Below are 5,048 nucleotides of genomic sequence, written 5' to 3'. Positions count from 1 at the left end.
CGAACTCCGTTCGATTATTCGCCGCACGGCGGCTCACCCCTTCGGGGCCAGCGCGACAAGTGCGCTGTTCAACGCCTCTGGCGTTAGTCCGAGTCCGGGCACCACTATTCAGAGAACCCGCCCACAAGGCCGGTTTTTGCTTTTCTGCTTTCAGTTAAATATCGTCTTCCCTAGCTGATACCCCGCCTCAAGATGCGCTTTCGCCGTTTCCAGCTCCGGTAACAGCAGCAGCTGCGAACTGGCCACCGTCGCCCCGCAGTAATCAAAAATGCCGTGGGCGATCTGCGCATGAAAAGCAGCGGTAAACCCATGCTTATCATACGTTTTCTGATTGGCTGCGCCTAACGCAACCAGGTGCACTCGCAGGCGCCCGAGCTTCTTCACCACCTCGCCCCCGGCGGTTTCCTCATAGGCCCAGCCGTTGGCAAACACGCGGTCGATCCAGCCCTTCAGCAGCGCAGGCATCGACCACCAGTAAACGGGAAAGACCAGCACCAGTGCGTCGGCTCGATCGAGTCTGGCCTGCTCAGCAACCACATCGGGCGGCGTGGCGCCGGTTTGCAGAAATGCGGCGATATCCGGCTCAGTAAACACCGGGTTAAAGCCTTCCTGCGTTAAATCTGCTATTTCAGCAGTGTGCTGCTGGCCGGATTCGGCAATCCCTTGCGCAATAGCCGTCGCTACGCTGTGAGTCAGAGAAGTATTAAGAGGATGAGAAACCACGATTAATGCATGCATGACGGATACCCCAGTTGCGCGATAACGATATTGGACGTAGTCTAATATACTAACAGTAACCTACCCATGGTAACTTACCTTTGGTATATTAGCATGTCAACGGGAGAATCCTTTTATGTCTCAACCCCTCGTACGGCAGCGTTTAACGCGAGAAGAGCGGCGCAAGCAGCTAATAGACGTCGCCTGGCATATTATTCGCGAGGAAGGAACCGATGCCCTGACGCTGGGCTATCTGGCGACCCAGGCGGGGGTGACTAAACCGGTGGTTTACGATCATTTTGACAGCCGTTCCGGGCTTTTCGCGACGCTGTATGCGGAATACGACCAGCGCCAGAGCGTAAAGATGGATGAAATTCTGCGCAACACCGAACCCAGGGCGGAGACATTGGCTTCGGCGATCGCTAATGCCTACATTGAGTGCGTCCTGCTCCAGGGCCGCGAAATGCCCAGCGTGATGGCCGCGCTGGCCGGGACGCCTGAGCTGGAGAAAATCAAGCAGGAGTGCATAACCGCATTTACCGCGAAATGCCGGCAATATTTTTCGCCGCTTTGCGAGAGTGAAAACCTCAGCGAGGCAGCCATTCTCGCCATGCTTGGCTCCGCCGATGGGCTATCGGCTGCGGTAGTAAACGGCGTCATCACGGAGCAGCAGGCGAAAGATGAACTATTTCAGGTGATTATGTCGATGCTGCAGCGCTGCTGCCGTGGCGAAGAAGCGCTACCGGGTAGCGGCTAGCGCTTTATATGGCCGACAAAACTTATCAGATCATCTGATGATGAGTTTTCCGTGGGCGGCTTTAATTATCAGCCGCCCGCTTTCTTAATCGCCGCATCCAGCGAGGCTTTATCCGCCAGCCCAGGGAATACGGTGATCGTCGCCTCCGTGGCGCCGGTCGTCGGCATTACGATAACGCCGGGCGTACCGCTTAAACCGATCTCCTGCGCCAGCTGGTTGGTACTTTCCAGTACCGACTCAACGTCCGCCGCTTTCTTCGCATCGAAATTGACCTTCTTCGCCTGCTGCTGCACGTCAGCGGCGGTTAGCTTGCCTTCGTTATGCCCGGTGGAATAGATGCCGTTATGGTAGGTCAAATAGGCCTCTGCGCCCTTCTGCTGATAAATCTGCAGCCCAGTTTTCGCCGCCTCCAGCGAGGTTTCCCAACGGCTGCCAAAAATTGGCCACTCTTTGAAAGCAAAGCGGGTCTGCGGGTTCTCTTTAATAACCTGCTCCATGACCGGAGCCAGACGGCTGCAGTAAACGCATTGATAATCAAAGAATTCAATAACGGTCACTTTGCCCTCTTTCGGGCCATAGGTTGGGGTGTTTTTATCCTGCGTCAGCGCAGCCGCGTTCTTCAGTACCGCCTGCGTCGCGGCGCTGGCCTGCTGCTGTTCCTGAATTTGCTGCAGCTTCTGGCTGGCCTGCAGCAGCACTTCCGGATGCGCGACTAAATAGTCCGCGGCAATTTTGCCGATACGGGCTTCCTGTTCGGGCGTGAAGGTGGGTGCATCAGCGGCAGTTGCCATCACCGGAAGCAGTGCGGCGCCAATAAAGGCGAGTGTCAGTAAATTCTTATGGCCGGGCATGTGGGTAGTCCTTGCGATGGGTGAACGGCAGGTGTGTCTTTACGAACAAAATATCATCCTTTGCCCGCGAATCATCCCCGGACGAGGCAATGATTAGTAACTATATTTTTCAATAACTCAACGCGCCCTCGCGATTTAGCGGGTGGTCAACGCGCGTGAACGGGAGTACGCTTCGCCCCCTGCTTTTCCCCCCAGGGCCTCTTTTTAGTTAGATGAGTTAGGTATGAATGAGTTTTTCAGTCAGTGGGACGTAGCGGTTATCCTGCTGCAAATTATCGCTATCGACCTGTTATTAGGCGGCGACAACGCGGTGGTGATCGCGATGGCCTGCCGTAAGCTGCCGCCGCATCAGCGGACCAAAGCGATTATTATCGGCACCTTTGGTGCGATAGCGGCGCGCGTGCTGCTGCTGGCCGTGGCTATTTATTTGCTCTCATTGCCGTGGTTGAAAGTGGTTGGCGCTCTGATGCTGTTGTGGATCGGTATCAAGCTGGTCACCAATCAGGAAGAAGAGAATGAAATCAGCAGCTCCAGCAGCCTGTGGCGTACTGCGGTCACCATTACCGTTGCCGATGTCATTATGTCGCTGGACAACGTACTGGCCGTCGCCGCCGCCGGAAAAGGCCATCTGCTGCTGGTCGCGCTGGGGGTGCTGATCAGCATCCCGATTATTGTCGCGGGCAGTAAACTGGTGTTGGCGATCCTTAACCGCTTCCCGTCGGTGGTGATGCTGGGCGGCGCGCTTATCGGCTGGATAGCCGGCTCAATGATGGTGAGCGATGTCACCATCGTTCATCTGTTCCCCAACGCGCCAGCCGCCCTTCCGTTGATCGGCGGTGCCATTGGCGCTGCCCTGGTGCTGCTGGAAGGGCTGCGCAGGAACCGCAGCAGGCCTTCTGCCGAATAGGGTTATCCACGTTCTGTCGCCGTCGATCCCGACGGCGTCAAGTTTGCGCCACTTTTCCGCCACATCCGTCCTCATTTGCCCTACGCTTAATAAAGACACCTGTTCCAGGGATCTGTAACCGTAATATTGCGCATAAATGAGATAACATCATGGAATTAAAGGATTATTATGCCATTTTAGGGGTTCAGCCAACGGACGATCTGAAAACCATTAAGACCGCCTATCGCCGTCTGGCACGCAAATATCACCCCGATGTCAGTAAAGAAAACGATGCCGAAGCCAGGTTCAAAGATCTCGCCGAAGCCTGGGAAGTGCTTAAAGATGACCAGCGCCGCGCTGAATACGACCAACTGTGGCAGCACCGCAACGATCCGCACTTTGGCCGTCAGCAGCACTCCCACGAGCAGAGCTACAGCCAGCAGGACTTTGACGACATTTTCGCCTCCATGTTTGGCCAGCAGGCGCATCATAGCCGCCGCCAGCAGGGCGTGCGCGGCCATGATTTAGAGATAGAAGTCGCGGTTTTCCTTGAAGAGACTTTAGCCGAGCAGACGCGCACTATCAGCTATAAGCTGCCGGTGTATAACGTCTTTGGCATGGTAGAAAGCGAAACGCCGAAAACCCTGAACGTAAAAATTCCCGCAGGCGTCGTCGACGGCCAGCGCATCCGCCTGAAAGGCCAGGGCACCCCCGGCGAGAATGGCGGCCCGAACGGCGACCTGTGGCTGGTGATACATATCGCCCCGCATCCGCTGTTTGATATCGTCGGACATAACCTTGAAATTGTCCTGCCGCTGGCGCCATGGGAAGCGGCATTAGGCACCAAAGTCACTATCCCGACGCTCAAAGAGAGCATTCTGTTGACCATCCCGCCGGGCAGCCAGGCCGGACAGCGCCTGCGCGTCAAGGGCAAAGGGCTGGCCAGCAAAACCACCACTGGCGATCTGTACGCCGTGATTAAAATCGTTATGCCGCCAAAACCGGATGAGAAGAGCCGCGAGCTCTGGCAGCAGCTGGCCGATGCGCAATCCAGCTTCGAGCCGCGTAAGACATGGGGGAAAGCCTGATGGCTAAGATAACAGTGACGTTTACGATTACCGAGTTTTGTCTCCACACCGGCCTTTCCGAGGAGGAGCTGAACGAAATTGTCGGCCTCGGCATGATCGAGCCGCGCCAGCCGCAGCGGGAAAAATGGCTGTTTGACGATAGTGCGGTGACAATTGTTCACCGCGCCGTACGCTTACGCAAAGAGCTGGAGCTGGACTGGCCGGGGATCGCCGTCGCCTTGACGCTGCTTGACGAGAACGCGCGCCTGAGCCGTGAAAATCAAATTCTGCAGCAGCGGCTGGCGCGCTTTCTGACGCATGGTTAAATCCCATCCGCAGATGGCGGTAAATCCGTAGCCCGGTCAGCGCAGCGCCACCGGGAGATAATCTGAAGCGGCATTGCGCGCTGTTCCCCGGAGGCGGCGCTTGACGCGCCTTGTCCGGGCTACCTGTCCTCAGATGGTGGTGAACCCGTAGCCGGTCAGCGCAGCGCCACCGGGAAGATAATCTGAAGCAGCATTGCGCGCTGCTCCCCGGAGGCGGCGCTTGACGCGCCTTGTCCGGGCTACCTGTCTAAAAGTGTTACCTATGTTCCCGGTCTGATCTGTCACCTATGTATCCGGTCATACACAGCGCCACCGGGAAGATAATCTGAAGCGGCATTGCGCGCTGTTCCCCGGAGGCGGCGCTTGACGCGCCTTGTCCGGGCTACCTGTCTAAAAGTGTTACCTATGTTCCCGGTCTGATCTGTCACCTATGTATCCGGTCAT

General features: G+C 56.6%; 6 protein-coding genes. 4 read left to right on the top strand and 2 right to left on the bottom strand.

The genetic code is table 11. The annotated features are described in order from the left end of the window. Nucleotides 1-150: 150 nt before the first annotated feature. On the bottom strand, nucleotides 151-738 hold the full coding sequence (locus tag ABLV11_RS06875) for an NAD(P)H-dependent oxidoreductase (protein ID WP_004117316.1): 588 nt from the start codon (nucleotides 736-738) through the stop codon (nucleotides 151-153). Nucleotides 739-853: 115 nt separating this feature from the next. Here ABLV11_RS06875 and ABLV11_RS06870 point away from each other — a divergent pair, with 115 nt between their 5' ends. Beyond that, complete coding sequence (locus tag ABLV11_RS06870) at nucleotides 854-1,474, top strand: TetR/AcrR family transcriptional regulator (RefSeq protein ID WP_064343620.1); 621 nt, start codon at nucleotides 854-856, stop codon at nucleotides 1,472-1,474. Nucleotides 1,475-1,542: 68 nt separating this feature from the next. Here ABLV11_RS06870 and ABLV11_RS06865 read toward each other — a convergent pair whose 3' ends face one another. After that, nucleotides 1,543-2,325, bottom strand: coding sequence for a DsbA family protein (locus ABLV11_RS06865; protein WP_004109379.1), 783 nt, complete (start codon nucleotides 2,323-2,325; stop codon nucleotides 1,543-1,545). Between the two features lie 223 nt (nucleotides 2,326-2,548). Between ABLV11_RS06865 and ABLV11_RS06860 the strand changes: the two genes are divergently transcribed. From ABLV11_RS06860 to cbpM, 3 genes are all read left to right on the top strand, one after another. Next, a complete protein-coding gene (locus tag ABLV11_RS06860; protein ID WP_004109381.1) occupies nucleotides 2,549-3,232 on the top strand; it encodes a TerC family protein in 684 nt (227 codons plus the stop codon). A 149-nt stretch (nucleotides 3,233-3,381) separates the two neighbouring features. Continuing rightward, the gene (cbpA, locus tag ABLV11_RS06855; RefSeq protein ID WP_126488203.1) at nucleotides 3,382-4,299 is read left to right on the top strand and encodes a curved DNA-binding protein; all 918 of its coding nucleotides are present in this window, start codon (nucleotides 3,382-3,384) and stop codon (nucleotides 4,297-4,299) included. Next, nucleotides 4,299-4,604 (top strand): chaperone modulator CbpM, encoded by a 306-nt coding sequence (gene cbpM / locus ABLV11_RS06850; RefSeq protein WP_004109388.1) that lies wholly within the window; start codon nucleotides 4,299-4,301, stop codon nucleotides 4,602-4,604. The genes cbpA and cbpM overlap by 1 nt, the downstream gene beginning before the upstream one ends. The last annotated feature ends 444 nt before the right edge of the window (nucleotides 4,605-5,048 follow it).

Origin of the sequence: Klebsiella sp. GW_Kp181 (assembly GCF_040062315.1) — a bacterium.
Classification (GTDB): domain Bacteria; phylum Pseudomonadota; class Gammaproteobacteria; order Enterobacterales; family Enterobacteriaceae; genus Klebsiella; species Klebsiella oxytoca.
The sequence above is the reverse complement of the archived record's forward strand: the minus strand, read 5'-3'. Positions and strand labels throughout refer to the sequence as shown.